General features: G+C 73.3%; 27 protein-coding genes. 10 read left to right on the top strand and 17 right to left on the bottom strand.

All coding sequences use genetic code 11. The annotated features are described in order from the left end of the window. Positions 1-2 precede the first annotated feature (2 nt). From AB0K28_RS14305 to AB0K28_RS14295, 3 genes are all read right to left on the bottom strand, one after another. A complete protein-coding gene (locus AB0K28_RS14305; protein ID WP_364369258.1) occupies positions 3-1,067 on the bottom strand; it encodes a C45 family peptidase in 1,065 nt (354 codons plus the stop codon). Then, the gene (locus AB0K28_RS14300; RefSeq protein WP_345399890.1) at positions 1,064-1,336 is read right to left on the bottom strand and encodes a hypothetical protein; all 273 of its coding nucleotides are present in this window, start codon (positions 1,334-1,336) and stop codon (positions 1,064-1,066) included. Before AB0K28_RS14300 ends, AB0K28_RS14305 begins: the two co-directional genes overlap by 4 nt. Before the next feature lie 206 nt (positions 1,337-1,542). Beyond that, positions 1,543-2,208 carry a lytic polysaccharide monooxygenase gene (locus tag AB0K28_RS14295; protein WP_345399887.1) on the bottom strand — a complete coding sequence of 222 codons (666 nt, stop codon included), beginning with the start codon at positions 2,206-2,208 and terminating at the stop codon, positions 1,543-1,545. 288 nt (positions 2,209-2,496) lie between these two features. On the opposite strand from AB0K28_RS14295, the gene AB0K28_RS14290 reads away from it, so the two are divergent. After that, positions 2,497-3,084, top strand: a complete 588-nt coding sequence (locus AB0K28_RS14290) for a Uma2 family endonuclease (protein WP_364369254.1) — start codon at positions 2,497-2,499, stop codon at positions 3,082-3,084. 79 nt (positions 3,085-3,163) lie between these two features. Here AB0K28_RS14290 and AB0K28_RS14285 read toward each other — a convergent pair whose 3' ends face one another. Genes AB0K28_RS14285 through AB0K28_RS14275 form a run of 3 tightly spaced genes read right to left on the bottom strand, consistent with a single transcriptional unit; the run spans position 3,164 to position 6,101 of the window. Continuing rightward, on the bottom strand, positions 3,164-3,835 hold the full coding sequence (locus AB0K28_RS14285) for a response regulator (protein ID WP_345399881.1): 672 nt from the start codon (positions 3,833-3,835) through the stop codon (positions 3,164-3,166). Continuing rightward, positions 3,832-4,950, bottom strand: a complete 1,119-nt coding sequence (locus AB0K28_RS14280) for a hypothetical protein (protein WP_345399878.1) — start codon at positions 4,948-4,950, stop codon at positions 3,832-3,834. The genes AB0K28_RS14285 and AB0K28_RS14280 overlap by 4 nt, the downstream gene beginning before the upstream one ends. Continuing rightward, a complete protein-coding gene (locus AB0K28_RS14275) occupies positions 4,947-6,101 on the bottom strand; it encodes an ATP-binding protein (RefSeq protein WP_345399875.1) in 1,155 nt (384 codons plus the stop codon). Before AB0K28_RS14275 ends, AB0K28_RS14280 begins: the two co-directional genes overlap by 4 nt. Before the next feature lie 354 nt (positions 6,102-6,455). Here AB0K28_RS14275 and AB0K28_RS14270 point away from each other — a divergent pair, with 354 nt between their 5' ends. From AB0K28_RS14270 to AB0K28_RS14255, 4 genes are all read left to right on the top strand, one after another. Next, on the top strand, positions 6,456-7,181 hold the full coding sequence (locus tag AB0K28_RS14270) for a SpoIIE family protein phosphatase (RefSeq protein WP_364369250.1): 726 nt from the start codon (positions 6,456-6,458) through the stop codon (positions 7,179-7,181). Positions 7,182-7,219: 38 nt separating this feature from the next. Continuing rightward, positions 7,220-8,011 carry an SAM-dependent methyltransferase gene (locus AB0K28_RS14265; protein ID WP_364369247.1) on the top strand — a complete coding sequence of 264 codons (792 nt, stop codon included), beginning with the start codon at positions 7,220-7,222 and terminating at the stop codon, positions 8,009-8,011. Between the two features lie 7 nt (positions 8,012-8,018). Beyond that, positions 8,019-9,002, top strand: a complete 984-nt coding sequence (locus tag AB0K28_RS14260) for an endonuclease/exonuclease/phosphatase family protein (RefSeq protein WP_364369244.1) — start codon at positions 8,019-8,021, stop codon at positions 9,000-9,002. A gap of 184 nt (positions 9,003-9,186) precedes the next feature. Beyond that, positions 9,187-9,495 carry a hypothetical protein gene (locus AB0K28_RS14255; protein WP_345399867.1) on the top strand — a complete coding sequence of 103 codons (309 nt, stop codon included), beginning with the start codon at positions 9,187-9,189 and terminating at the stop codon, positions 9,493-9,495. An 89-nt stretch (positions 9,496-9,584) separates the two neighbouring features. On the opposite strand, the gene AB0K28_RS14250 is transcribed toward AB0K28_RS14255, so the two are convergent. Beyond that, on the bottom strand, positions 9,585-9,773 hold the full coding sequence (locus tag AB0K28_RS14250; RefSeq protein WP_355418876.1) for a hypothetical protein: 189 nt from the start codon (positions 9,771-9,773) through the stop codon (positions 9,585-9,587). Positions 9,774-10,266: 493 nt separating this feature from the next. Between AB0K28_RS14250 and AB0K28_RS14245 the strand changes: the two genes are divergently transcribed. The 3 genes from AB0K28_RS14245 to AB0K28_RS14235 are packed head-to-tail and all read left to right on the top strand — an operon-like array spanning position 10,267 to position 12,635. Further along, complete coding sequence (locus tag AB0K28_RS14245; protein ID WP_364369240.1) at positions 10,267-11,241, top strand: winged helix-turn-helix domain-containing protein; 975 nt, start codon at positions 10,267-10,269, stop codon at positions 11,239-11,241. Between the two features lie 15 nt (positions 11,242-11,256). After that, positions 11,257-11,538: a hypothetical protein gene (locus AB0K28_RS14240; protein ID WP_364369237.1), complete on the top strand. Its 282-nt coding sequence runs from the start codon at positions 11,257-11,259 to the stop codon at positions 11,536-11,538. Then, positions 11,535-12,635, top strand: a complete 1,101-nt coding sequence (locus AB0K28_RS14235; protein ID WP_364369234.1) for a transglycosylase SLT domain-containing protein — start codon at positions 11,535-11,537, stop codon at positions 12,633-12,635. The genes AB0K28_RS14240 and AB0K28_RS14235 overlap by 4 nt, the downstream gene beginning before the upstream one ends. A gap of 35 nt (positions 12,636-12,670) precedes the next feature. Here the strand turns inward: AB0K28_RS14235 and eccB are convergent, their stop codons facing one another. Then, complete coding sequence (eccB, locus tag AB0K28_RS14230; protein WP_364369232.1) at positions 12,671-14,071, bottom strand: type VII secretion protein EccB; 1,401 nt, start codon at positions 14,069-14,071, stop codon at positions 12,671-12,673. 138 nt (positions 14,072-14,209) lie between these two features. Here eccB and AB0K28_RS14225 point away from each other — a divergent pair, with 138 nt between their 5' ends. Continuing rightward, on the top strand, positions 14,210-14,404 hold the full coding sequence (locus AB0K28_RS14225; RefSeq protein WP_364369229.1) for a hypothetical protein: 195 nt from the start codon (positions 14,210-14,212) through the stop codon (positions 14,402-14,404). A 54-nt stretch (positions 14,405-14,458) separates the two neighbouring features. On the opposite strand, the gene eccD is transcribed toward AB0K28_RS14225, so the two are convergent. Further along, the gene (gene eccD, locus AB0K28_RS14220; RefSeq protein ID WP_364369226.1) at positions 14,459-15,844 is read right to left on the bottom strand and encodes a type VII secretion integral membrane protein EccD; all 1,386 of its coding nucleotides are present in this window, start codon (positions 15,842-15,844) and stop codon (positions 14,459-14,461) included. A 103-nt stretch (positions 15,845-15,947) separates the two neighbouring features. On the opposite strand from eccD, the gene eccCa reads away from it, so the two are divergent. After that, the gene (gene eccCa / locus AB0K28_RS14215; RefSeq protein ID WP_364369223.1) at positions 15,948-19,922 is read left to right on the top strand and encodes a type VII secretion protein EccCa; all 3,975 of its coding nucleotides are present in this window, start codon (positions 15,948-15,950) and stop codon (positions 19,920-19,922) included. Between the two features lie 86 nt (positions 19,923-20,008). Here eccCa and AB0K28_RS14210 read toward each other — a convergent pair whose 3' ends face one another. Genes AB0K28_RS14210 through mycP form a run of 8 tightly spaced genes read right to left on the bottom strand, consistent with a single transcriptional unit; the run spans position 20,009 to position 25,269 of the window. Continuing rightward, positions 20,009-20,446, bottom strand: a complete 438-nt coding sequence (locus AB0K28_RS14210; protein ID WP_364369221.1) for a YbaB/EbfC family nucleoid-associated protein — start codon at positions 20,444-20,446, stop codon at positions 20,009-20,011. Then, positions 20,443-21,255 (bottom strand): hypothetical protein, encoded by an 813-nt coding sequence (locus AB0K28_RS14205; RefSeq protein ID WP_364369218.1) that lies wholly within the window; start codon positions 21,253-21,255, stop codon positions 20,443-20,445. Before AB0K28_RS14205 ends, AB0K28_RS14210 begins: the two co-directional genes overlap by 4 nt. Continuing rightward, the gene (locus tag AB0K28_RS14200; RefSeq protein WP_345399835.1) at positions 21,252-21,581 is read right to left on the bottom strand and encodes a hypothetical protein; all 330 of its coding nucleotides are present in this window, start codon (positions 21,579-21,581) and stop codon (positions 21,252-21,254) included. The genes AB0K28_RS14205 and AB0K28_RS14200 overlap by 4 nt, the downstream gene beginning before the upstream one ends. 23 nt (positions 21,582-21,604) lie before the next feature. Then, positions 21,605-22,990, bottom strand: coding sequence for a hypothetical protein (locus tag AB0K28_RS14195; protein WP_364369215.1), 1,386 nt, complete (start codon positions 22,988-22,990; stop codon positions 21,605-21,607). A gap of 8 nt (positions 22,991-22,998) precedes the next feature. Then, positions 22,999-23,340 (bottom strand): hypothetical protein, encoded by a 342-nt coding sequence (locus AB0K28_RS14190; protein WP_345399829.1) that lies wholly within the window; start codon positions 23,338-23,340, stop codon positions 22,999-23,001. 6 nt (positions 23,341-23,346) lie between these two features. Further along, positions 23,347-23,637, bottom strand: coding sequence for a WXG100 family type VII secretion target (locus AB0K28_RS14185; protein WP_345399826.1), 291 nt, complete (start codon positions 23,635-23,637; stop codon positions 23,347-23,349). Positions 23,638-23,648: 11 nt separating this feature from the next. Further along, a complete protein-coding gene (locus tag AB0K28_RS14180; RefSeq protein ID WP_345399823.1) occupies positions 23,649-23,990 on the bottom strand; it encodes a WXG100 family type VII secretion target in 342 nt (113 codons plus the stop codon). Next, positions 23,947-25,269, bottom strand: a complete 1,323-nt coding sequence (mycP, locus tag AB0K28_RS14175; RefSeq protein ID WP_364369211.1) for a type VII secretion-associated serine protease mycosin — start codon at positions 25,267-25,269, stop codon at positions 23,947-23,949. The genes AB0K28_RS14180 and mycP overlap by 44 nt, the downstream gene beginning before the upstream one ends. Positions 25,270-25,388 lie beyond the last annotated feature (119 nt).

Below are 25,388 nucleotides of genomic sequence, written 5' to 3'. Positions count from 1 at the left end.
GCTCAGAACGTCTGCCAGGTCGCCTCGGTGACCTGGCAGGGCCCGCCCTGGTGCACCCGCAGCCGCCCGGCGGGCAGGTCGAGCCCGATCGTGGCGAGCGTCTCCCACCGCTGGTTGAGCGGCTGGGTGAGGTCGGGGTGCGCGCAGACGGGCGCGCCGGGGGCGTGGCTGAGCATGGCGAGCGCCCGCGCGTTCTGATCCTCTTGCCTCAGCCCCTCGACGTGGTCGCTCAGGTGGCGGAACCGGTCGAAGGTGCCGGGCCGCTGGGTGGCGTGCCGCTCCCCCGCCGCGAGGTCCGCGTCCAGGAAGTGATTGCAGTGCAGCAGGACGCCGTCGGGCCCCGGCGGGATGACGGCCACGCCGGCCGGGGAGATCTCGATGGATCCCGCGTCCGACTCCGTCACCACCGTGATCACGGTCGAGGCCGACACCCGGGCCGAGCGGGCGATCCCGGCCGCCTCCTCGACGGAGGCCGCCTCGTCGAGGATGCGGCGGGCGATCAGGTGCACGGGCACGCCGAGGTCGGCGGTGTCGGACTCGTGGCGCAGGATGTTGAAGTGCACGCCCAGCCCTGCGGTGCCGATCCCGATCTTGGCCAGCGCCCCCGCCTCGGTGAACGTGCGCACGACGTGCCCTGGGCGCGGCTCCAGCTCCCACAGGATGGGCGCGTCGCGCAGGTGGTCGTGCCAGTCCCAGGTCTGCACCGTACGCGGCGGGCCGCTCTCGGGCAGCACCACCGAGGTCGAGCACTCGCCGTGGCCGATCGCGTCGATGGCGGCCAGGATCTCCGTGCGCGCGTTGACGACGGCGACCTGCCACGGCTCCAACCCGGCGCCCGCGGCGATCCCGGCCATCTCCTCCGCCAGGTTCGGGGCCCAGCCGGCGCTGCGGTCGAGTGCCCGCTCGCCCCACCCGCGCACCTGCGCGGGGGTGGCGCCGGCCACGGCGAACAGGTCGGTGTAGCCGGCGTAGTTCTTGACGATGTGCTTGCGCAGGTGGGTGCCGAGTTCCTTGCCGCGGAGCCTGGGCTCGGTCTGGCTGGACGTGAAAGTAGGAAAAGTCATCATTTGTCCATCAAATCGGCGAGCCGCGGATTGTCGGCGGCGAAGTCGGCGCGGACGCGCTCGTACCGTTCGGCGTCGATGTCCCGGCTCAGCTTGAACATGGCCAGTACCGACCGTACGTGCACGCGGAAGGCCACTACCCCGGGCAGCAGCGCGCGGAACCTCTCCCGCGAGGCGGGCGCCGGCTCCCAGGACGGCTCGCCGTACACGGTGGGCGAGACGTCAGCGCCGCCACCCGCCCGTAGCGCCTCGGCCTCACCCGCCACGGACACGCCCGGCTTGCGGACGGCGTCGGCGCGATCCGCCCCTCATACGACAGCCCTGATACGACAGAGGGCCCTCGCCGCCTCCCCTTGCGAGGAGGCGGCGAGGGCCTTCCCAGGCCGGCCGGGCGTCAGGTCGTGGGATGCCGGACCACGACCGCGACGGAGGACGTGCCTGCGTGACGTCCCCTCGGCCGGGAGCTCTCCGGGCCCTCTCAGCTGAAGGTGACGTCGCTGCAGATGTAGTACGTCTGGTCCTGGTGGGAGGCCTTCCAGATCGTGTAGACGACGTGGCGGCCGGTCCGCGACCCCTTGTTCAGGCCGGTGATCATGTACTCGTTGGCTGGGGCGTACCTGGGGGTCTCCCTGACCAGCTCCAGGTGGTTCCAGCCGAGCGGCGTGGTCGTGGCGTCGTAGCCCTGCCTGGTGATGTAGACCCTGATGTAGTCGGCGCCGTGGTAGGCCTGGTCATACAGGCGGATGTCGAACGTGCTGCCGAGGCTCGTCGTCTTCCACGCGCCCGGGGTGTCCATCGAGCGGTAGCGGCCGCCCTCGGCCCGGCCGCCGCTGCAGAGCTGGCCGCTGGGCACGGCCGCCTGGTGGTTGCCGCCGACGTTGTCACGGTAGAGCCCGTTCCAGTTCCACATGGCGTTGGCGTTGTCCTGCCACGCCTGCCAGCACATGGGGTCTTCCTGCGCCATGGCGGGGTTCAGGTGGTCGCTGCCCCAGCGCAGCCAGCAGCCGTAGTTGCGGGAGGCCGGGTCGACGACGGAACCGTGCGCCGATGCGGTGCCGGTCAGCGGCACGAGCAGGATCATCGCGATGGAGAAGAGCAGGACCAGGGCGCGCGGCGCCCTGCGGCGGTGCGGTGCTTGGGGCATGTGCGGTCTCCGTGTTCCGGTCGGGGGGTTGCCGGTGATGAGGAGCGCTCCTGGTGGAGGGACGCTATCTGACGGCCGAGGTACGGCCAAGTGATGCCCGCTGTCAGCTCCGCCGAGAGAGGTCCCGCGTCGGGGGTTGAGCTGCGGAAAGGGCTTTCCCGATATTGCTCAGAGACTTGAAACTTTCAAGAGGGCGAGCTGTAACGGCACCAAAACTAAGAGTGATGAAATACGGGTAAGTAGCATGTGGCCGAGGGCGAGAATCTCGATACTGAGTGGGTGACCGCAATGGCAACGATCGAGCCGGCCGGGACGGAGCGAACCGTTCTCCCCGGCAAGCCGCCGTTCACTGTCGACGACCTGCTCGGCTTCCCTGACGATGGGAACCGCTACGAGCTTCTTAACGGGAGCCTACTGGTGAGTCCAGCCCCTACACCCCTGCACCAGCGCATCATCTACCGCCTGCAGCGGTTGCTCGATGATGCGGCACCGCCCGGGCTGGAGCCACTGGCAACTGTCAATCTGCGGGTGACCGACAGCAACTTCTACATCCCCGACCTGGTCGTGGTCCGCGCGGAAGCGGCTAGCAATGTGGAGTTGATGTTCGCGCCCCGCCACCTGCTCCTCGCTGTGGAGGTGGGCAGTCCGAGCACCACCACCCATGATCAAAGCATCAAACCCTTCGCGTATGCCCGGGCAGGCATCCCTCACTACTGGCGCATCGAGCCCGACGAAGGACCTGCTCTCTACACCTACCGGCTCGACGGCGACGGTTATGGCGAGCCCGCCATTCACAAGGCAGGCACGGTCGCTCACCTGACGGCGCCCTTTCCGCTCGCCTTCGATCCCGTCGTGCTCAGCGCCGAGCACCGCTGAAGCCCCCGACACAGGAGATGTGCCTGGACCCCGGGTCTGCCGGCCCCCTCCTGCCGGGAGTTGCCGGGGTCCAGGGGGCTCATCCCTCTTCCCGTGAGGTCTTCGCGGCCAGGGAGGTGTAGACGGTGACCTCGTCCGGCTGGACCAGGCCGTCCTGGATGGCGCAGATGAGGAGTTTCTCCTTGGTGGGTGCGGGGCGGCCGGCGGCGGCGTACTTGACGCGGGCGCGGTCGATGTACTGCCGCACCGTACGTTCCTTGATCCCCATGCGGGCCGCCACCGACGCCTTCGACATCGACTGGAACCAGTAGAGCAGCGCCATCCGCTCCTTGTCGGACAGCTGCGGACGGTGCGGGCCCTCGTCGGTGGCGATGGCCTGGGCCATGGGAGGCGTGACGCTGGGCCGGTCGGCGGCGACCTCCATGATGGTCTCCAGGCACGACTCGCGGGTGGCGCGCCCCTTGCCGATGAAGGCCGAGGCGCCGGCGTCGAGCGCGGCCCGGACGATCTCCGGCTCCTCGTGCTCGGAGAAGACGATGACGCGCTGCCCGTCCGCGCATAACCCGGCGATGCGGTCCATGACCATCGTGCCGTTGAGGTTGAGGTCGAGCAGCAGCACGTCGGCGGCGACGCCGCGGACCGACTCGATGGTGGGCCCCTGGGCGACGAGCGTAACGGGGCCGGGCGGGCCGAACCACGACCGTACGCCGTCCACCACCACTTGGTGGTCCTCCACCAGCGCGACGGTCACGGGCCCTCCCAGATGCTGTTGACCCACACCTCACCTCCCTGCCGCTGGTAGCTGACGACGACCCCGCTGGCCTCGCGTACGGGGCTGGGGCTGACGGGCAGGTCCTCGTTGTCGGCGACGACGGCGACGCTGACCATCGTGGACATGGCCGACACGGTCACCCTGGCCCGCGACCTGGCGCCGTCGAGCGCGCGGACGGGCGCCCTGAGCAGGTCCTCGCGGACGCCGTCCGGCAGCTCGGGCAGCCGTTCGCCGAAGGGCGGCGCGGTGACGAGGACCTGGCGGCGCTCGGCGGCGTCGATGCGCTCGCGCAGCACGGACACCAGCTCGTCGGGCACGTCCTCGCGTTCGGTGATGAGGCGGCGCAGCCGGGCGGCGCCGGCGGTGCAGTCCTCGCGGACGCGCGGGTCGCCGGGGTCGGCGCCGTCGGCGAGCTGGTGGAGCAGGGTATCGGCGACGTCGCGGATGGCCTCGTAGCGGCGCAGCCGGTCGGCGTGGATGCGCTGGGCGGACTCGCGCCAGGCGTCGTCGGCGGCGAGCCTGCGGGCCAGCAGCACGGTCTCCTCGGCGCGGGTGCGCAGCATGTGGCAGCCGGCCATGTAGCCGAGCTGCATGGTGACGCCGCCGGCGATGACGACGAGGTATTTGGCGATGGAGACGCGGTCGAGCGAGCCGGAGAGGGCCATGGCGAGGAGCATGATGCCGGCGTTGGCGCTCAGGAAGGCGATCATCTCGGCCTTCCAGCGGGGCCGGTTCCAGCTCAGGATGACGGCGAGCCAGCCGACCGAGCCCCAGCCCCAGTCGCTGATGCCGAGCAGCTCGCCGGGGCGGCAGGCGAGGATGACGGCGACGTCCACGGCGAGCGCGGCGGCGGCGAGCTCGCGGATGCGCGCGGGGCCGCTGGAGGTGCGCGCCAGGGCGAGCGCGCCGATCACCAGGATCACGGAGTAGACGACCCAGGCGACGAGCACGACGATCGGCCAGCGGAAGGAGCTCCAGCCGGTGAGGGTGACCGTGAGGTCGTAGCCGAGGTGCCAGACGGCGGCGATGACGACCGCGCCGAGCGCGGTGTAGCGGGCGTAGCGCTGGGCTACCTGCTCGATCTCCTCGGTCATGGCCGCCACCACAGGCTGACGCGGGTGCCGCGGACGCCGGAGGTGATGGCGGCGCCGCCGTTCGGCAGGGAGCGCATGGTGTCGAGGATGGAGCCGCGGACGCCGAACCGGTCGGGCGGCAGGCGGTGCTGGTCGAAGCCGCGCCCGTGGTCGGCCACCTCGACCCTGATCGTGCCGTCGCGCCGGCCGCAGACCAGCTCGGCCTCGCGGACGCCGGCGTGCAGCGCGACGTTGGCGAGCGCCTCGGTGACGGCGCGGGCGAAGCGCTCGGCGACCTCGCCGGGGACGGTCTCGGGGGTGAGGTCGCGGCGTACCTGGAGGCCGTCGGCGCGCCCGGCGACCTCGTCGAGCAGGGCGTCGAGCGCGATGGGCGCGGAGTCCGCGGTCGGCTGGTCGCGCAGCTTCTCCAGCGCGGTGAGGTCGGTGCCGGCCTGGGCGCGCAGGGTGGCGGACGGCCTGTCGTACGTGCCGAGCCCGACCATGGTGAGCGTGTGCAGCGCGGTCTCGTGGATGCTGCTGACCTGGCGCAGCTCGTCCTCGCGGCGCAGGCGTTCGACGATGAGGGCGATCTCGGCCTGGGCGCTCTGCCGCAGGAAGGCGTCGGCGGAGACGGCCGAGCGGCGCAGCAGCGCCATCAGCAGCACGATGGCGAGCAGCTGCACGATGTTGACCCCGAAGGGGCCTGTCACGTCGTGCGTGGGTGAGGCGATGCGAACGCCGGCCGCGAAGGACACGGCCACCGCGAGCCCGGCGGGCACGGCCAGACGGGGACGCCACTGGGCGCCGGCCAGGACGATGGTCATCGTGACCAGCCCCGAGACGAAGCTCGACCCGGTGTTGAGCGCCTCGGGCGGCACCAGGTGGACCTGGGCCAGGCAGAGCGCGACGGTGGCGGCCACATCACCGGCCACCAGCCAGTGCGGCAGCGGCAGCGCGCGCAGGAAGACCCGCAGGTGCAGCGCGGTCCAGGCCAGGTGGACGAGCAGCATCGGCACGAGCCAGCCGAGCGAGACCGGAGGTACGGCGCCGAACAGCGCGGCGACCACCGCCACCACCCCGACCGCGCTGCGCGCGCCGGAGGCCGTGCGGGCGACCGCCTTCTCCAGCTGCCTGGTGGCCGAGTCGTATCTCGTGGAGCCGGAGTGAGCCATGAGCCGTCCGCACGCGAGATGGGCACAAGACGGGACTCACGATAACGCAGGGCATGATGCTCCATAAGGCGTCAAATCCTGTTGTCACCAGGGTTTCCGGCCTTGTCAAGATCCCGCCCGCTCCCGGCGGGGTCGCCGGGTACGCGGTGGGGTCGCGCGTGATGGCTGGCATGTGTGTGTCATCCTCGTCACCGGGGTGGCCGCGGTGTCCTGCGTGGTGTCGGCCCTCACCTCGAAATCTGTCCCCGCCCGGACGTCACGACATGACGGTCGATCGGCCGTCAGTTGCCGCGCGCGTAAAGAGCGTTCACTGGACCGGTGTGCCGCGGTGATCGCGGCAGGGGGAGGGACCTCATGACGGTTTTCGTGATCACGTTCCTGCTGGGCTGCCTCTCGGTGATGACGGTCAGGGGCAGGCAGGGCAACTGGCCGGCGGGGATGCCGGTGTCGCGGTCGCGGCTGGTGGCGGTGGGCGGCACGTACGAGGGCGGGCAGGCGAGCCCGTCCGACGCGTACGTCGTGCAGGAGCGGATGATCGCCGCGGCCCGCGGCGCGGGCGGCGGGGCGCACGCGGCGGCCGCGCTGACCCTCGGCACGGTGGTGGCGGCCCGGCCGCAGCACGGCGGCGTGTGCGAGGAGGACCTGGACGAGTGCGCGCAGGCCGCCCATCGCGCGGTGCGGGCGTCGGGCGACGGCCTGGCCAGCGCCCTGGACCTGGTGGTGCTCGACCGTACGGAGACGCCGCGGCTGCGGTTCCTGCACGCCGGCGGCGGCACGATCTGGCACTGCCCGAAGGGCGGGCAGGCGCGCCTGCTGACCACCCCCGCGTACGGCGAGTGCCGGGCCGGCCTGCCTGGCCCGTTCGGCCCGCAGGTGGGCACGGTGGCGCTGCGGCCGGGCGACCGGGTGGCGATCGCGAGCGAGGGGGCGCTCGACGCGCTGGGGGCGGAGCGGCTGAAGGTGCTGTTCGCGGCGGGCGCGTCGCCGGCGTCCTGTCTGGACCGCATCTACGACGAGATGGCCGCCCAGGAGCCCAAGGACGACGCCACGGTGATCATCGCGGAGTTCGTGACGGCCTGAACGCCGGGAAGGCCGGGTATGCCCGTAAGATCGTCCATGTGAGCGCACCGCACGGCATCAACCCGAACATCCCTCACTCCGCCCGGGTCTACGACTACTGGCTCGGCGGCAAGGACAACTTCGAGGCCGATCGCCGGGTGGCCGAGCAGACGATGGCCGCGGTGCCGGGCATCCGCGAGAGCGCCAGGAACAACCGGGCCTTCCTCGGCCGGGCCGTGCGCCACCTCAGCCGGCTCGGCGTCCGGCAGTTCCTCGACCTCGGCACGGGCATCCCCAGCCAGGGCAACACGCACGAGGTCGCGCAGGCGGAGGCGCCCGAGTCGCGGGTGGTCTACGTCGACAACGACCCCATCGTGATGGCGCACGCCAGGGCGCTGCTGACCAGCACGCCCGAGGGCCGCACGGCCTACCTGGAGGCCGACGTCCGCGAGCCGCGCACGATCCTGGAGCACCCCGACACGCTGGCCACGCTCGACTTCACCCAGCCGATCGCGCTCGTCATGGTGGCGATCCTCATGCACATCTCCGACGCCGACGACCCCGAGGGCCTGGTCAAGGCGTACGCGCAGGCGCTGCCGGCGGGCAGCTACCTGGTGCTGAGCCACCTGACGCTCGACCTGATCGACAAGCGGACGGCCGACGACTACGTGGCCGCCACGAGCTCGCAGGCCATGCACAGGACGCCGCGCACCGGCGAGCGGATCTCCCGCTACTTCGACGGGTTCGACCTGCTGGAGCCCGGGCTGGTGGCGGTGTCGAAGTGGCGCGAGACGCCGCTCTTCCCCGACGAACCGGCCTGGATGTACGCCGGGGTCGGCCGCAAGCGCTGACGACGACGTGAGTACGACGGTCACCGCCGAGCAGCCCGCGGCCGACGAGCTGCCGGTGCGGCGGCGCCGCAGGTGGATGACGTGGACGGCGGCCGTGCTGCTGGCGTTGTGGGCGCTCGTCCGCACCTTCGGGTGGGAGCGCGGCTCGTTCGAGGCGCAGCTCATGACCGTCACCCCGTACGGCGTGGTGCTGGCGGCGCTGACCGCGGCCGTGGCGCTGCTGCGCCGCAACAGGTGGGCGGCGCTCGTGGCCGCGCTGGCGTGCGTGACGATGATCGCGCTGGTGGCGCCGCGTACGGTGGCCGCCGAGCAGCCGCCCGCCAAGGGCGCGACGCTGCGGGTGCTGTCGATCAACCTGTTCGGCCGGGCGGACGCCGCCGCCGTGGTGGACGCCGTCCGCCGCTACGACGCGGACGTCTTCAGCGCCCCCGAGCTGACCCACGCCGAGGCGGACCGGCTCGACGCGGCCGGGCTGCGCGGGCTCATGCCGTACCGGGTGCTGCAGGCGGAGGCCGACGTGAGTGGCAGCGGCATCTACGCCCGGCATCCGGTCACGGAGCTGACCGGCCTGTTCACCCCGATCGGCCACAACATGCCGGCCGCCGCCCTGACGCTGCCCGGCGGCAGCCGCGTGGAGGTCGTCTCCGTGCACCCCAACCCGCCGCTGGGTCGCAAGGAGCTGGAGTGGAAGGCGTCCCTGCGCGCCCTGCCCGGCCCCTCGCCGTCGGTGGTGCGGGTGCTGGCCGGCGACTTCAACGCCGGCCTGGACCACCGCCCCTTCCGCGAACTGCTGGCAAGGGGGTACGTAGACGCCGCCGACCAGCTCGGCCAGGGGCTCACGCCCACGTGGCCGAACTTCCGCCCGATGCCGCCGATCATCGCCATCGACCACGTGGTGGCGGACCGGCGCGTGGCGGTGCGCGACTTCGAGGTGCTGGACGTTCCCGGGACCGACCATCGCGGCGTGTTCGCCGAGCTGCAGCTGCCCTGAGCCGTTCCGGGGCAGGGCGATGTCACCCCGAGGATGGCTCGAATTCCTGTTCGAACATGGGATCGTCTCCTGATGCACAGGGGGTCCGACGCAACGCTCAGCAGGCGATGGCCCATGCCCGCTCGACGACCCTTGCCCGTTCCGTCTCGACGCAGCGTTCCCGACGCCGCCGTTCGGCGAGTACGTGCCGGGGCACAGCACGTTCAGCGCGGCGGCGGCCGAGGCGCTCAAGCGGTTCGCCGGGAGTGACGCGTTCGGCGGGCGGGCGGTCGTCGCCGCCGGGGCGTCGCTGGTGGAGCCGGGGGTGACGCCCGCCAGTGACGTGACGCTGCGCTGGAGTACGTTCAGCGCCGCCGCGGAGGAGGCCGGCCTGTCGCGCCGGTACGGCGGCATCCACTTCAGGGCGGGCGACGTCGAGGGCCGGGCGCTCGGCCGGGCGCTCGGCGCGGCGGTCTGGGAGCGCGCGCAGGCGCACTGGACCGGTCGCCACTGAAATCCGGGCACCGCTGAAAGCCGGGCGCCACTGAAAGCGGAGCGCCCGCTCCCCCCTTGTGGGAGCGGGCGCCGTCGTGCTGCGGAAGGTCAGGCCGCGCTCTCCTCGGCCACTCGGGGGAGCACGTCGAGGTCGTACGCCCCCGACTTGACGGCCGCGGTGAACGCCTCCCAGTCGCGGCGAGGTACTTCCAGGACCACGTCCGGGTGATCCACGTGGATGACCTCCACGTGGTCGTTGATGCGCTTCGCCGCGACGCGGCCGGCGTCTTGTGTCATCTGCAGCACTCCTCTCGGTGCGATGCGGGCTCCGCCCCGGCCGCCCGTTCGCAGGAGGACCGGGGCGGTTGCCGGAAGCCTGCCATCCCGGCGGGGCCCGCTGCCACCAGCCTGCCGGGTGGCGGTGGAAAAAGGCATCACGCGGTGGTCGGTCTTTTGGTCTCGGTGCAAGAAACGCGTTCCGCCGGTGCGTCTGGGAGTGCGGGGAGGCGCCCGCAGCTATGGGACGTATGCCACAACGCGGGTTGTAAGCCACTTTTAAGGCAGGAGTTAGCGAGGGGGCGTAGTTTCGCGCAGCGAATAAGCCGCCTTTGCGAGAGAGCACCCGATGAAGATCATTTGACCACCGGCCGGACGCCGCCGAAACGAGCGGCACTTAGTCCCGTGAATCGCCCGCTTTATTGATGTTTCGAGCTTCGTTGAAGCATTCCTCCGGCGATGTCTTCCCTGTCTACAGTTCCTACCTGTGGGGGCCCAAGTAACAAGGACCAATGTGCAGAGCGAGCTGATCATCGGCTCCGCACCGCAGCTCTCCATCTCGATCTCGACCAACCTCACCGCGCTCGCCATGCTCGCCGACGCGCTCGCCGGCCGCCGCCGCGGCCTGCCCGAGCTCTGGCGGCGGGCGGTCGGCGCGCGGGTCGGCCCGCTCGGTCACGAGGCCGTACGTCCCCTGTCCGCTCCCGGGACCACGCTCGCGCCCGACAGCCTGGTGCCGCGCTCCCCCGCCGGCGGCGACGTCTCCGTGCAGGCCCAGATCACCGCCCTGCAGGACCTGCCGCCCGACGCCCTGGTCAAGGACCTGGAGCGCACGTACGGGCCCGGCGCGCCGCCCCCGCACTGGCGCGCGGCGGCCGACCGGCCGGCCCACTGGCTGCGCGGGTACGCCAGCGCCCTGGCCGACGTCTGGAACGCCACGGAACCCCTGTGGAAGCGGGCCCGCCCGCTGCTGGACAGGGAGGTCGAGCGGGTCGGCGTGACGACCGTGCGCGGCGGCCCCGAACTGCTGCTCGGCGCGATCAGTGACCGCATGGTGTACGGCGAGCGCGGGCTGGTCGTCTCCGACGTGGGCGGCGGCACGTACGAGCTGGGCGACCGGCGGATCGTGCTGGTGCCGATGCTGGCCGGACGGGACGCGCTCATCATCGGCCTGGACGACCCCGACGCCATCTGGATCGCCTACCCGGTGCCCGGGGCGGACTCGCTGTGGCGGCGGCCCGTCGCGCCCGCGGTAGACGAGCTGTCCGCGCTGGTCGGGCCGGTCCGCGCCGACCTGCTCTGCGCGCTGGACCAGCCAATGACCATGTCCATGCTGGCGACCGACATGAAGATCGCGCCCAGCGGGCTGACGTACCACTGCGACCGGCTGCGCGCCGGACGGCTGATCACGAGAGAGCGCCGGGGGCGCGAGGTGTGGATCGCCCGCACCCACCGGGCCGAGGAGCTGCTGGAGCTGTTCCGGCGCTGAGGAAGGAGGGAGCCGATGGCGCTCACGTTCCACCGCGAGGCGCTGGAGGGCTGCGGCGCGGCGGCGAAGTCGGCCTCGGGGGCCTTCTCCGGCCTGATCGGCGCGGCCGTCCCCGGGGCGGCGGCCTTCGGCGCCGTCTCCGGCTCGGAGGCGCTCGCGACGGCGACCGCCGGCCTGCGCGGCGCGGCCGAGCAGGCGAGCAGGACGCTGGGCAGCCGCCTGGAGGCGGTGGACCGCACCCTGGACGCCGTCGACCGCACCTACACCGCCGCCGACGCCCAGGCGGTCAGAAGGTGAGCGTGCTCGACGAGGTCAGGTCGGTGCCGGGCGGGGCTGAGCTGGCCGGGCTGGCGGAGCGGCTCATCGGAGATCCGGGGGCTGTTTCCGCGGCGGCCGGTGCGTGGCGGGCGGCGGCGAGTACGGCGCGGCAGCACACCGGTGCCTTGGTCACCGCCGCCGGTGACGTGCGGACGGCCTGGCAGGGCGGCAGCGCGGAGGCGTTCGCCGGGTATATGGGCACGCTGACGGGCGCCGGTGGCCGGGTGGCGCAGGCGCTGGAGGAGGCCGCCGGTCACCTGGACGCGGCCGCCGAGACGCTGCGCGCGGCCGAGTCGCAGGCGCTGGAGGTGTGCCAGGGGTACGCCTCCGCCGTACGGGAGCTGCGCGCCGCCACCCCGCCGCCCACGGAGGAGCAGCTGACGCAGAGCGCCGCCCCCGCGCTGAACGAGGCCCGCGGCATCCTGCAGCGGCTGGTCACCGAGACCGGCTCCACGCTGTCGAGCCTGGCGGGCAAGATCACCACCGCCGCCGCGGGGATCCCCGACGTTGCCGCGACCGTGCCGGAGCCGGACGCCCAGCCGTTCGCGCCCCGCGCCGGGCAGCCGCTCGGCTGGTCACCGGCATCGCGCGGCGATGGCGGCGGCACCTCGCTCGCCGGACACGGCACCGGCGCAGCCGGGCACGGCGGCACCACGGGCGGCTTCGGCGGCTACGGCCCCAGCGGCCCGCCACCGCCCGGCGGCGGGCCCGCGCCCCCGGAACAGGTGGCCGGCTGGATCAACCAGGCCATCGAGATCCTCAAGGCGCACGGCTACCCGGCCGACAAGATGCATCCGAACGACATCTACATGATCATCAAGCACGAGTCGGGCGGGAACCCCCACGCCATCAACAACTGGGACTCCAACGCCGCCAAGGGCACCCCGTCGAAGGGGCTCATGCAGACGATCGACCCGACGTTCAAAAGCTACAAGCTGCCCGGCCACGACGACATCTACCACCCGGTGGACAACATCATCGCCGGCGTCCGCTACGCCATCGCCCGCTACGGCTCGGTCTCGAACGTCCCCGGCGTCGTCGGCATGAAGACCGGCACCGGCTACCTCGGTTACTGACCCACCAGGCCGTTGGGGGCGGCGAGCCGCGGTGGCTACCGGGGCTCTTCGAGGGCCGGTCTGGCGGCGCGGGCCGGGTCCAGGACCGGGCCCTCCGGGATGAGCTGGAGCAGGTTCAGGGGCACCGGGGTGGCCTGCGTGGTGGTGTAACCGAGCTTGCTCAGCGCCTCCTTGCCCGGCACGGCGTAGCGGCGGCCCTCCTGGGTGATCAGGTAGTAGGAGCGCACGGCCCCGAGCTGGCCGTCGCCGGGCAGCACGCCGGCCAGCACGGCGCGGCCTGGCGGGAGGCGGACGAGGTCGGTGGCGTCGCCGCGCGGCGCGGGGAGCCGGGCGCCGGTGGTGAGGCGGACGCGGGTGGAGCCGTTGGCCGTCTCTGCGTAGACCACGCAGAGCGGGCGGGCGGGGTCGTACGCCGTCATCTCCGGCATCGCGGCGGGCAGCCCGTCGGCGGGCAGGGCGGTGCGGGAGCGGGGCGCGGCGTTGGCGGTGGCGGCGTCCACGGGGATCTCCCTGACCGCGCCGCCCCCGTACGCGGCCCTGCTGGCCGGGTCGCTGAGCAGCAGCGCCGCCTGGGCCTGGGTGATGGGGGCGAGGCCGTCGCCGAGCTGGACGTACCAGCGGGCCTGGCCGCCCGCGACGGCACCCGCCCGGAACACCTGCCCCACGGCGGCGGCCTCACCGCCGGGCCCGGTGACCGGCCGGCCACGCCCGCTGATCGCCGGGGCGGCCAGGTCGGGACCTTCGGGCAGCGCGTTCAGCCAGGCCACCGGGACGGGCGCGGGGTCGGCGGCGGTGAGCCCGCGGGCGATGCCGGCGGGCACGCGCATGCGGGTGCCGCGCCAGACGGCCCACCGCTGCCCGCCGACGTCCACCAGCAGCGCGCTCCCCTCGGCGACCGGCGTGCCGCCGACGTCACGCCCGGCGACGAGCGTCACGTACGGCTTGCGCCCGGTCGGCTCGGCCCGCTCCTGCACGCAGGCCGACCAGGGGCCGCGGGCCAGGTGCGCGGGGTCGGGCAGCGAGTCGGGCGCGCCGGGGATGCCGATGGGCACGCCCCGCTCGTACGCGGTGAGCGCCTCGCGCGCCACGACCCGCTCCTTGACCTGCCCGGACGCCAGGACGAGCCGGGCGGAGGCGTAGTTGGCGACGGGGACGAGGCGGCGCTGGTCGTGGCTGTAGACGTAGCGGGCGCCGGTCTCGCGCTCGATGATCAGCGTGCCGGGCTCCTCCAGGGACTTGGTGCCCCCGGGCCGCAGCAGCCCGTACACGGCGAAGCCGACGCAGAGCAGCACCGCCACCATGATCCCGGCGAGGAACCCGATGGTCTGGCGGCGCAGCGGCCACTCCGGCTGATTGGGCTGGGCGCGCAGCAGCGCCAGGCCGATGCGCTGCACGGTGAGGCGATACGCCTGGTAAAGGTCACGCTGGCTGTGCACCTACGCCCCCCACAGCAGCTTGAATCGGCCGATTACCAGGTGAACAGTGCCGCACGAACGTGCTGTGGTGGTTCGCATACTCATGGTTGTCCGGCGCCCGAACCGCCGCCCGAGACCTCCGGCCCGTGACGGTCGCGCATGCCGGAACCGGTGGAAGGGAGCGGCCCCGGACCGCGCCCCGTCGACGTCATCAGCCTGATCACCATGCTGCTCACGATCAGCGTGACCAAGGAGCAGGTGCGGAACGGGGAGAGCCGCACCTTCGTCCTCACCCCGGGTGACGACCTGCGGCTCGAACTGCTTCCCGGTGTCCGGGCGCCGCACCCGGACTAGGAGCGCGCACTGCCGGTACATGTTCCAGACGCTCCTCTGATCGTTCGGCGGGGGTCAGCTGACCAGGCCGCGGATGGTCTCGTACAGGTCCATGACGGCCAGCGCGAGCGGGATGAGGGCGATCATCAGCAGGATGTCGAAGATGTCGCCCACCCGGCCCCAGAACGGGGACGGCCGCGCGGTGGCCAGCCACAGCGCCGTGCCGGTCACCCCCAGCGCCAGTACCACCAGGCCGGGGACGATCCCGTAGAGCAGCAGGGCGTCACCGGCGGTCAGCACGGCTCCTGCGGCGGGCAGTGCGACGCCGGCCAGGGTCGCCGAGAGCAGCCAGGCCCGCTGGCCGCGTCCCTCGAAGACGCGGGCCCGCATGAGCAGCGACAGCGACAGCGCGCCGCTCATCACCAGCGCCGCCCAGGTGCCCTCCAGCACCAGCAGCGCCTGCGCGCCGAGCACGACCAGCGCGACCGTGCCGAGCAGGCCGGCGCAGAAGCGGTCGGCGACCACGGTCTTGTCGATGACGAGCGCACCGTCGAGGTCGCCGCTCTCCCGCCGCAGCTCCTCCGCCGTGGTGGGCAGCGCGGGCAGCGGCATGCCGGCCAGCCGGAACGACAGCGAGGGGATGACCGTGGTGAGCCCCACGGCGAGCGCGGCCAGCACCGCCGCCACCCCCGCCGCGGGCAGTCCGAACGCCATGACGGCCCCGCAGCCGAGCAGCCCGCAGAGCGCGGCGGCGGCGATGCCGAGGAAGCCGGGCAGCGCCTGCGCCACCGCGAACCCGGTGGCGGTGGCCAGCATGAGCGTCACTCCGCAGGCGGCCAGCAGGTTGTCCGGCTGCAGCACGGACGGGCCCGAGCCGGGCGCGACCAGGCCGGCGACGAAGCCGTAGGGCAGCGCGGCGTACCCGATGACGGCCCCTGAGCGGTCGTCGCCCAGCGCGCGGGACAACGCCACGGCCACCACCAGCAGCAGCACCGCGACGACGCCCGCGACCAGGGCGGCGGGCGGCCACGGCGGCCCCGCGAGCGGCGGCGCGGCGGCGCCGAGCGCGAGCAGGCAGGCGGCGGCGCGCAGGCCGTAGGTCCTGGTGACGGCGGGCTGCCAGCGCCCGGTGCGCTCGATGACGCCGGTGGCGACGGCGTCGGCCACGTCGTCGAAGACGGGCTCGGGAAGTTCGTGGCCGCGCGGGCGCAGGTGCAGCAGCTCGCCGTCGTGGACCTGCAGCTCCGCGAGGGTGACGCCGGGGTCGAACGGCGGCCCGCCGAGCCGCTGCAGCGCCCAGCCGCCGTGCGCGAGGCCCGCCTCGGCCAGCCCGTCGCCGGCGATGCGCAGCACGGTCGGCAGCAGGTTGCCGAGCGGGATGTCCGGCGGCAGGCCGAGGTCCAGGAAGCCGCGCGGGGTCACGACGGTGACCCGGCACAGGTCGGTTCCGGTGGCGCTCACCCGGACGAGTGTAGGGAGCGGACTTCTCCGGCGGCGCCCGTGACACGTCTAGGAATTTTGAAATATCCGGCATATCCCTACGTCAGGGGCTTTCATGGGACCGGTGAGCGGGAGCCTGATCGTGGTACGCAGGCCCGAGCGGCGCAGGCCGCCGGAGCCGCCGGGGGGCGAGGTGCTCCTGGAGCCGCCGCCGGAGATCCCCGAGACGGTCACGGGCGGCGGGCTGACGCAGCTGCTGACGTACCTGCCGATGATCGCCGGGGCGGGCGCGATGGCGCTGATGTTCACCGGCGGGTCGGCGAGCAACCCGATCATGCTGGTCTCCGGCGGCCTGTTCGCGGTCTCCATGATCGGCATGAGCGTCGGCCAGATCATGCGCAACGCCGGCGAGCGCCGCAACCAGCTCAACGGCCTGCGCCGCGACTACTACCGCTACCTGGAGCAGGTCAGGAAGCGCGTCCGTACGGCCGCCGCGCAGCAGCGGCGCGCCATGACCTGGAGCCACCCCGACCCGGCCGCGCTGTGGTCGCTGGTGATGACCAGCAGGCTCTGGGAGCGCAGGCCCCGCGACGACGACTTCGCGCAGGTCAGGATCGCCACCTCGGCGCAGCGGCTGGCGCTGCCGCTCATCCCGCCGGAGACCCGTCCCGTCGAGGACCTCGACCCGCTGACGGCGGGGGCGCTGCGCCGGTTCGTCCGCACGCACGCGACCGTGCCGGGGCTGCCGGTGGCGCTGGCGCTGCACTCGTTCGCCAGGATCGTGGTGTCGGGGGATCCGGTGGCCGCCCGCGACCTCGTACGCGCCGCGCTGGCCCAGGCCGCGGCCCTGCACGCGCCCGACGACCTGCGGATCTCGGTGTGCGCGGGCCGCGAGCGGGCCGGCGAGTGGGAGCCGGTCAAGTGGCTGCCGCACGCCCTGCACCCGGCCGAGGAGGACGGCGCGGGGCCGGTGCGGCTGGTGGCGGGCGACCTGGGCGAGCTGGACGACCTGCTGGGGTTCGAGCTGAAGGACCGGCCGCGCTTCAGCAAGGGCATGTCGGCGGACGCGGTGCCGTACCACGTGGTCGTGGTGGACGGCGGGACGGTGCCGTCGGGCAGCCAGCTCGGCCTCGACGTCATCGAGGGCGTCACCGTGATCGACCTGGGCGGCGGGGTGCCGCAGGCGCCCGCCCAGCTCACGCTGCGCCTGGAGGTCACCGCCGACGAGGTGGTCAGGGTCGCGGAGGACGAGCTGGGCAAGGAGGTCAGAACGCCGCTGGGCCGGCCCGACCGGCTGGCGCCGCCCGCGTTCGCCGCGCTGGCCAGGCAGCTCGCGCCGATGCGGACCGGCACCGGCGGGGCCGAGGAGGAGCGTGACGTGTTCGCCACGAACACCACGCTCACCGACCTGCTCCGGCTCGGCGACGCCCGCCGCCTGTCCACCGCCGTCACCTGGCAGCCGCGCCCGGTGCGCAACCGGCTGCGGGTGCCGATCGGGCTCGGCGCCGACGGCAGGCCCGTCGAGCTGGACATCAAGGAGGCCGCGCAGGGCGGCATGGGCCCGCACGGGCTCGTGGTCGGCGCGACCGGCTCGGGCAAGTCGGAGCTGCTGCGCACGCTCGTCCTCGCGCTGGCGATCACCCACTCGTCCGAGACGCTGAACTTCGTGCTGGTCGACTTCAAGGGCGGCGCCACCTTCCTCGGGCTCGACACGCTGCCGCACGTCTCCGCCGTCATCACCAACCTGGAGGACGAGCTGCCGCTGGTCGACCGCATGCACGACGCGCTGCACGGCGAGCTGGTACGCCGCCAGGAGCTGCTGCGCGCGGCCGGGAACTTCGCCTCGCTGCGCGACTACGAGCAGGCCCGCGAGCAGGGCGCGCGGCTGAGCCCGCTGCCGACGCTGTTCATCGTGCTCGACGAGTTCAGCGAGCTGCTGTCGGCCAAGCCCGAGTTCGTCGAGCTGTTCGTGATGATCGGGCGGCTCGGCCGTTCGCTCGGGGTGCACCTGCTGCTGGCCTCCCAGCGGCTGGAGGCGGGGCGGCTGCGCGGGCTGGACACGCACCTGTCGTACCGGATCGGGCTGCGCACCTTCTCCGCCGCCGAGAGCCGGGCCGTGCTGGGGGTGGCGGACGCGTACTCGCTGCCGCCGGAGCCTGGCAACGCGTACCTGATGTTCGAGACGACCGGGATGACGCGGTTCAAGGCGGCGTACGTGTCGGGGCCCTACCAGGTGGCGGCGCAGAGCCCTGCCACGGCGGCCCGCTCAGGCCATCGGGGGAAGATCGTCTGGTACGGCCCAGAACGCGTGCCGCTGCCGCCCGTGGCCGACACGCCGCCGGTCGTCGAGGACAAGGGCAAGCAGGACAGCCTGCTCGACATCGTGGTCTCCCGGCTGGCCGGCAAGGGGCCCGCGGCGCACCGGATCTGGCTGCCGCCGCTGAAGGAGCCCGCCTCGCTCGACCGGCTGCTGCCCCGCATCGAGGCCACGCCCCGCCACGGGCTCACCGCCGCGGGGACCGCGCAGGAGCGCCCCGGGCGGCTGCACGCCGTCGCGGGGATCGTGGACAGCCCGTTCGACCAGCGGCGGGATCCGTACTGGCTGGATCTTTCCGGCGCGGCGGGCAACGTCGCGATCGTCGGGGCGCCGCAGACCGGCAAGAGCACGCTGCTGCGCACGCTCATCGCCTCGCTCGCGCTCACCCACACGCCTCGGGAGGTGCAGTTCTACTGCCTGGACTTCGGCGGCGGCACCCTGTCGGCACTGGCCGGGCTGCCGCACGTCGGCGGCGTGGCCACCCGGCTGGACGCCGACGCGGTCCGCAGGACCGTCGCCGAGGTGCGGGGCGTGCTGGAGCGGCGCGAGCGGCTGTTCGTGGAGCGGGGCATCGACTCCATGGCCACCTACCGGCGCATGGTCGCCTCAGGCGCGTACGAGGGCGACGGCTGGGGTGACGTGTTCCTCGTCGTGGACGGCTGGGCGACGCTGCGCCAGGAGTACGAGCAGCTCGAACCCGACCTCGGCGACCTCGTCACGCGCGGGCTCGGCTTCGGCGTGCACGTCGTCGGCACCGCGAACCGGTGGCTGGAGTTCCGCGCCGGCGTGCGCGACCTGCTCGGCACCCGGCTCGAACTGCGGCTCGGCGACGCCTTCGACTCCGAGATCGACCGGCGGGCCGCCGCCAACGTGCCGGAACGCGCCCCGGGCCGCGGCCTCACCCGCGAGGCGCTGCACTTCCTCGCCGCGCTGCCGCGCATCGACGGCCGCAGCACCGTGGACGACCTCGCCGACGGCGTGTCCGCCCTGGTCGAGGCGGCCACCGCGGCCTGGCCCGAGCAGGGGGCGCCGCCCGTACGGTTGCTGCCCGCCCTGCTGCCCGCCCACACGCTGCCCGTGCCGCCCGGCGACGGCACCCGCGTGCCGGTCGGCATCGACGAGGCCGCGCTCGCGCCCGTCCTGCTGGACTTCGACACCGACCCGCACTTCGTGGTGTTCGGCGACACCGAGAGCGGCAAGAGCAACCTGCTGAAGGTGATCGCGCGCGGCATCGCCGCCGCGCGCACGCCGCTGCAGGCCCGCTTCATCGTCATCGACTACCGCCGTACGCTGCTCGACGCCACCGACACCGAGCACCGCATCGGGTACGCCGCTTCGAGCACCGCCGCCGCGACCCTGCTCAAGGGCGTGCAGGAGGTGCTCCAGGACCGGCTGCCGCCGCCCGACCTCACCTCCGAGCAGCTCCGCACCCGGAGCTGGTGGACCGGGCAGGACCTGTACGTCATCGTGGACGACTACGACCTCGTCGCCACCTCCGCCAACCCCCTGTCCGTGCTCGGCGAGCTGCTCCCTCAGGCTCGCGACATCGGCCTGCACCTCGTGCTGGCGCGCGCGATGGGCGGGGCGGGGCGGGCGATGCTGGATCCCGTGGTGCGGCGGCTCAAGGAGATGAACACGCCCGCCGTGCTGCTGTCGGGGCCGCGCGACGAAGGCCAGCTGTTCGGGAACGTCCGGCCTCGTGTGCTGCCTGTTGGGCGAGGTGTTCACGTGGATCGGCGCGCGGGCGAGAAACTCATCCAGACCGCCTACCTGCCGTCCTGAGTCTCCGCCCGCCCTGCCGGCTGCCCCCGTCGGCCGTCCGTCGGCCGTCCGTCGGCCGCCCTTCATGCCCCCTTGCGCGTTGCTTTCTACAGGTCGCGTTCTATCCGGGACAGCTCGGCCATCGCCTGGTCCATCGCGGACTCGTACGCCTCGCGTGCCTCGCGCATCCGGAGGTCGGCCGGGTTGTCCTGGGCGGACAGGTCCAGCGGGCCGTCGCCCACCACGTCGCCCACCGCGTCGCGCAGCAGCTCCGCCGAGCGGGTCTGCAGGTCGGCGAGCGCCTCGGCGATCAGGCCGAGGATCGTCTCCGACAGGCGCTGCGAGCCCCACCGCATGGCCCTGGGGTCGATGTCCAGGCCGGTCACGCCCTCCGCAGAGCACTCGACCCTGACCAGGCCGTCGGGGTCGCTCGCGGTGCCCTTGGCGGCCAGGACCTGCTGGTAGAGGTCGTCCAGCCCGTCGGCGGGGTGCTGGGAACGGGCGATCAGCCGGTCCAGGGCGCCTTCGTCGGACCTAGCCGTCATGTCTCCGTCTCCGTGCTCGGGTTGCGGGTCGTGGGCAGCTGGGCGTCGAACGGTGACAGGCCCTGCGGTGTCGAGCCCTGCGGCGCCAGGCCGGGCGGCGCCAGGCCGGGCGGCGCCTGCCCCGGCGGGGTCTGTTGCAGCTTCGTGGCGCTGAAGCGGTCGGCCACCGCCTGCTGGCCCAGCATCCCGCCGCCTGCCGCCGCCGCTCCCCCGCCGAGCGCCAGCTTGCCCGGCGAGACCTGGGCGAGCCGCCCCGCCACCTTGCCGAGCACGCCCTGCCCGCCCGCCACGAACTGCCGCACCCGGGACGCGATCGCCCCGGCCTGCCGGTCGGCCCTGATGCCGAACTGCGTGGCAGCCACCTCCGAGGCGACCCTGGTGAACGGGTTGAGCTGGGCGACCTTGTGCATCACGCCGGCCGTGAGGATGCTCGCGCCGGTGAGGAGGACGGCCTTGCCCGCGGCGTCGTACACGTCGGCGGTGACGTTGAGCGTGCGGGCGGACGCCGCAGGCAGCGCGGCCTTCTCCTCGGCGTCGGACGCGTAGTCCGCCACGGCGCCCATGGCCAGCTCGGCGCTGGCGGCGGTCCAGGTGACGCCCTTGGTCGCGGTGTCCACGACCTCCGGGTGGCGGCGCAGGCCGGCCGAGAGCGTCTCGTAGCCCTCGGCGGCCCGCCGCTGCTCGGCGGTGTCGCCGTACATGAGGGGCAGGATCAGCATCGCGTAATGGGCGCGGCGGAAGCCGAGCAGCAGGGAGCCGGTCGCCGCCATGGCCGAGCCCTCGATGACGGACTGCGGCTGCTCCATCATCGCGGCGCCCCCATGGTCGCGGCGACGGAGGCGGAGGCGGCGTTGCCGTCCACGTAGCCGTTGGCGGTGTCGTACGCCCGGTCGTGCAGCTCGGCGACCTGGTCGCGCTTGGCCAGCAGGTACCGCTGCGCGGCCTCGTTGACCTCGTCGAACGAGCGTCCCAGGGCGCCGCCCAGCATGCCGAAGGCGCCGTACGCGCCGGAGGAGAGCCGTACCCGGGCGACGGCCCTGGTCATCTCCTCCAGATCCCGCATGGGCGTGTCGGCCAGGTCGCGGCCCATATCCCTGACGGAGTCCGCCACCACGGCGACGGCGTCGGCATCCATGCCCGGTGTCCCTCTCATAGTCATCAGCTCACCACCGGTGGTGGGGTGTCCACGGACGGGCGGAAGAAGTCGTCGTCGGCGGGGCCGGCGCCGGGGCGGCGGGTGCCCTGGCGGTCCGCCGCCGCTCCCGCGGCCATCGGCATGAACGGCACGCCGCCCGCCCCGGCCATCCCGGCCATCCCGGCCATCCCGGCCGCGCCGGGCTCACCGCCGAGGCCGCCCGGCGGACCCGTCGCCGCCGCCGGCCCTCCCACCACCGGGACACTGCCCGGCCGCACGGAGGGGCCCTGGGCGGTGGCGGTGTCCCGGCCGTACGGGACGGGGCCGGGGTCTCCCGGTCTGCCGGAGTCTGTCGAGAACCCGGGGTCTGTCGAGAACCCGGAGTCTGTCGAGCGGCCCGCGTCTGTGGGGTGGACGAGGTCTGTGGGGCGGCCGCGCTCCGTCGTGCCCGGCTGCGCCGTGGCGCCCATCGCGCCTGGCATGCCCGTCAAGCCGGATGTACCCGTCAACCCCGACGAACCGGTCATGGCCGATGAGCCGGGGCTGCCTGGGGAGCCGGTAGCGCTGGGGTGGGGGGTGGTGCTCGCCAGGCCGGTGCCCGTGAAGCCGGCGGTGCCGGGCTGCGGGACGGTCCCTGGCAGGGCCGTTCCTCCGGGTCCCGTCGTGGAGCCGGGCGAGGTCGCAGTCCCCGGCGCGGTGCCGGGCGAGGTCGCAGTCCCCGGCGCGGTCCCGGGTGACGTCGGCGTCCCCGGCGCGGTGCCGGCCGTGGTGCCCGGTGTGCCGGCCGTGGGGTCCAGCGTGCCGGACAGCGACGTGCCGGGCCGTGCCGGGGTCGTGCCCGGTTCGCCGGGCGGCGGCAGGTACGGTGCGGGCGAGGCCAGCTCCGCGTCCCACGGCAGGCGGTCGGGCAGGGCCGAGTGCCCGGTGTGGAAGGCGGTGTTGAGCCGGGCGATGAACGCCCGCGCCGCGCCGTCGGGGTCGTTGGTGGGATGGGCGGGGTCGGTCGAGCCCGAGCCCATCGCGTAGTGGGTCTGCGGCTTGGTGGCCTGCTCGAAACGTTCCTTGGCCGTGGTCAGCTCCTTGGCGACGCCCTCCAGCGAGGGCGGGACGTCCTCCAGCCGGTCCCGCAGCGCCTGGAGGTAGGTCTGGAGCCGGTTCATCCGGGTGAGCATGGCGCGGGCCGACTCCCCGCCCCAGTTCCCGTCGGCCACCAGGCGGGCCGCGCCGTCGCCGAGCGTGGTGATCGTGGTGGTGAGCAGTTCGGCCGTCTGCCGGTACGCCGCCGCGACCGGCCCGAACTCCTCTGGCCTGGTGGACATGATCAACGTCCTGATCGCGTCACGGCCGCCATACCCCTGCGGGTCGCCGCCCTGGAGGCAGCCGGTCTTGATCGGTTTCGGTTCCGGCACGCGTTCCTCTATCTGTCCGTACGTCCCGCCATGCCCGCGGCCCGCTGGTCGGCGTCGCGCAGGGTGGCCGCGGTGTCGGCCAGGTCGCCGATGACCCGCTGGACCTGCTCCAGCACGAACTGCAGCGACTCCCCCGTGGCCTCGCGGGCGCTGCGCACGGTGCCCGCGTACCCCTGGGCGACGTCCCACGTCCCGGCGGCGCCCGGGGTGAGGTCGGGCACCTGGAACCGCGCCGCCTCCAGGCGCGGCAGCAGCTCCCGCTGCAGCTTGCCTGCCACGTCGAGGAGCGCGTCGGGCCGGCAGGTGACCTGGTCCCCGGCGGCGGCCGGGTCGATGAGCGGCTCGTTCACCCGAGGTCAGGTGGTCCAGCGGCGGATGTTGACGTGCTCGGCCTCGCGCATGATGCCGGTGGCCTCCTGGAGCGACGGCCCGAAGCGCTGCATGGTGTCGCCCATGGTGACGACGGCCTCGTTCCACTGGCGCTTGGCCTCGAGGTAGACCCCCTTCGCGGCGCCGTCCCAGGTCTCCAGCACCTTGAAATCGGCCTCCAGGTCCGTCAGTTCGCCGACGAGATTGGTGTACGCGCGGCCCAGCTCGGCCGCGATCTCTTCCATCTCGTCGAAATTGGCGACGATGATGTCATTCATATCGGCTCCTTTCAGGAGACGGGCCCGGAGTATTCACCGCCGGCGAGCGCGGCCCGGAGTTTCACCGCGACGTCGCTCGCCTGGGTGTTGGCGTCGTTGTACTGGATGCCGGTGGCCTTCAGGTTCTCGCCGATCGTGTTGAGCGCGTCGATGACCTTTCTGAACTGCGGGGTCCACTCCGTGAGCACCTGCCGGTAAACGGTGGCCGCCTCGCCCTGCCAGGCGCTCCCGAGCGTCTCGGGGATCTGCGTGAGCCGGTTGTAGATCTGCTCGATGTTGGCGACGGCGAGCTGTGCGCGTTCTGCGGCACTATGCTGGCTGCCCTCGGTATAAGTCGTCGGTTGATTGACCACGCTGCTCCTTCCGGCGGGCTTTTCCCGCATCAACGTAGGCGGCCCCGGCGGGCGAGGCTACGATTTCAACTTTCCTGTAAATGTCCTGGCGCCGCCCTGGCGCCGCCCTGGCGCCGCCCTGGCGCCGCCCTGGCGCCGCCCTGGCGCCGGCCTGGCGCCGGCGTCTGGCCCTGGGCAGCATGAGCGCCGCGAACACCACCAGCGCCGTCACCCCGGCCGCCCCCGCGGTGATGCCGACGGCGATCGCCCGCGTCCGCTCGTCCGGGACGGGCGCCCTGGCCAGCACGACGGGTGGCGCGCCGGCGGCGCTCATGGTGGCCGCGGGCAGCACCGAGGTGACCGCCTGCAGCGGGTTGACCAGTCCGGCGCCGGTCCCCGCCGCGCCTCCGCCCTCGGCGGTCTGCTCCAGGCGGCGCTTGACCTGCCAGTGGTCGAGGTCCGGGTGCCGGGCTCTGACCAGGGCGGCGACGCCGGAGACGAAGGGGGCGGCGAAGCTGGTGCCGTCGAGCCCCGTACGGTAGCCGCCGCCCGTCCACGCGCTGGTGATCCCGGCGCCCGGCGCGGTGACGGAGATGCGGGTGGCGCCGTTGGAGAAGCCCGGCTTCTCGCCGTCGGGCGCCGCCGCGCCGACCGCGATCACGCCCGGATACTCGGCCGGGTACGCCGGCGCGGCCGCGCCGCCGTCCTGCTCGACGTTGCCGGCGGCGGCCACGATCACCGCGTCCTTCTCCTGCGCGTACGCCACCGCCGCCTTCAGCTCGGGCGCGTCGTGGGCCTGCACGGACACGTTGATCACGTCGGCGCCCAGGTCGGCGGCCCGCCGGATGCCGGCCGCGAGCCGCGACACGTCTCCCGACCGGCCCTCGGTCTGTTTGATCGACAGGATCCGCGCGGCCGGGGCCACGCCCATGATCGGGACGCCACGCCCGGTGAGGTCCTGGCCGGCGATGATGCCGGCGACGGCGGTGCCGTGACCGACGCAGTCGCGCGCGTCCGTTCCCGTGAGGTCCACCTGGCCGGTGACCACGCCTCTGAGCTGCGGGTGGGTGGCGTCCACGCCGCTGTCCACGACCGCGACCCGCACGCCTTCTCCTCTGGTGAGCCGCCACACCTGGGTGAACCGCAGGCGTTCCTGCGGCCAGGGCGTGCCGGTGACCTCGGCGACGCCGGGCTCGGGGTCACAGGTGACCGTACGGGCCGTGTCGGTCGTCGGCGTCGGAGTCACCGGGGCGGGGGTCAGCGCCAGGAGGAGGGCGGCGCCGTACCAAAGGAAAGGCACAAAAACGGAGTCTCGCCGACATTTCCGGCCTCCGCCGCTCTCTTAGAAATATCTTGAAATGGCGCTGCGCCCGGCGGAACGACAGGTAGGCATGTGCTGGCATGTCCAGCGCTACGGCC

The sequence above is a fragment of the Nonomuraea sp. NPDC049504 genome, from assembly GCF_040676845.1.
Lineage (GTDB): Bacteria > Actinomycetota > Actinomycetes > Streptosporangiales > Streptosporangiaceae > Nonomuraea > Nonomuraea salmonea.
Note: the sequence above shows the minus strand (reverse complement) of the source record. Positions and strands in the feature narration are given on the sequence as shown.